The 1,650-nt window shown below is 61.3% G+C and carries 1 protein-coding gene; it reads right to left on the bottom strand.

What is annotated here, in order from left to right; all coding sequences use genetic code 11:
• Positions 1-283: 283 nt before the first annotated feature.
• Positions 284-1,618 (bottom strand): ammonium transporter, encoded by a 1,335-nt coding sequence (locus TP2_RS12060; protein ID WP_038077837.1) that lies wholly within the window; start codon positions 1,616-1,618, stop codon positions 284-286.
• Positions 1,619-1,650: the final 32 nt, after the last annotated feature.

Raw genomic sequence — 1,650 nt, 5'->3', positions numbered from 1 at the left:
ATTGCTGCAATGATGAGTTTCACGTGGTGTCCTTCCCCTGTTCAGCCGGCCTCGATGCCTTATCGCTGCGTCAGCTTGCTAGATCAGAAGGCGCAAGCGGGGGTGACTCGACAAGAAACTGCTGAGCGCCGGAGCGGCGGCGCAGATCACGTGAAAGTAAGAGGGTCAAAAATCGGGCGACTTGCCGGTTTTTTAACCACTTTTAGAAATACGTCACCTCGAAGGGCGCATGTGAAAAGGCCCGGGTGATCCCCGGGCCTTTCCTGATGCTGTGAGCTCAGGCTCAGTTCGTGAATTCCGGATAGGCTTCCATCCCGAGTTCCGCCTTGTCGAGACCCATCATCTCGTCTTCAGCCGGAGCGCGGATGCCCATGACGGCCTTCAGGATGAACCAGATGACTGCCGAGACCACGAAGACGAAGATACCGACGATGATGATCGAAACGATCTGGCCGTAGAAGGTGCCGTCCGGGTTGGTGATCGGAACCGCCAGGGTGCCCCAGATGCCCGCGCCGAGGTGCACCGGGATGGCGCCGACGACGTCGTCGATCTTCAGCTTGTCGAGGAACGGAACCAGCAGGACCACGATGACACCGCCGATGGCACCGATGATGGTCGCCGCACCGAGGCTCGGGGTCAGCGGTTCAGCGGTGATCGAGACCAGACCGGCCAGCGCGCCGTTGAGCACCATGGTGAGGTCGGGCTTCTTGTAGAGAAGCTGGGTCAGGATCAGCGCCGCGATCGCGCCACCGGCAGCCGCCGTGTTGGTGTTGGCGAAGATGCGCGAGATATCAGCGACGTTGCCCACGGTGTTCATGTAGAGCTGCGAACCGCCGTTGAAGCCGAACCAGCCGAGCCACAGGATGAAGGTACCGAGCGTTGCGAGCGTCAGGTTCGAACCGGGCATCGCCTGGACCTTGCCGTCCTTGTACTTGCCGATACGCGGGCCGAGGATCAGAGCGCCAGCGAGAGCCGCCCAGCCACCGACCGAGTGCACGACGGTCGAGCCAGCGAAGTCGAGGAAGCCGAAATCGGCGTCCAGGAAGCCACCGCCCCATTTCCACGAAGCCTGGATCGGGTAGATGAAGCCCGTCAGGATCACGGTGAAGATCAGGAAGGGCCACAGCTTGATGCGCTCGGCCAGAGTGCCCGAGACGATCGACGCGGTGGTGGCGCAGAACATCAGCTGGAAGAAGAAGTCCGAACCGACCGAAGCGTAGGTCAGGTCGACGCTGTCAGCGCCAACGCCCACGGGCTCGAGCGAGGTGGTCGAGAACGCGCCGAGCACGCCGTCGATCGACCAGCCGTCACCCGGATACATCAGGTTGTAGCCGATCAGGTAGTACATGATCGCCGCGATCGCGAAGAGCGAGATGTTCTTGAGCGACTGCATGGTCACGTTCTTCGAACGCACCAGACCCGCTTCGAGCATCGAGAAGCCCGCGCCCATCCACATCACCAGGAAACCGGTGACGAGGAACATGAAGGTGTTGAGAATGAAGCCGATCTCGTTGGCCGGCGGATCCATCGCGGCCGGAGCGGCATCTTGCGCCAGCGCCGGCAGGGCCACGGCGGTCATCGCAACCGCAAGGCCAGTGATTTTCGAAAGGTTTTTCATAGTCCTGTTTTTCCCCTGTCGCGTCTCAGAGC

This window comes from Thioclava pacifica DSM 10166 (genome assembly GCF_000714535.1).
GTDB lineage: Bacteria > Pseudomonadota > Alphaproteobacteria > Rhodobacterales > Rhodobacteraceae > Thioclava > Thioclava pacifica.
This window is presented reverse-complemented; position numbering and strand designations above follow the sequence as displayed.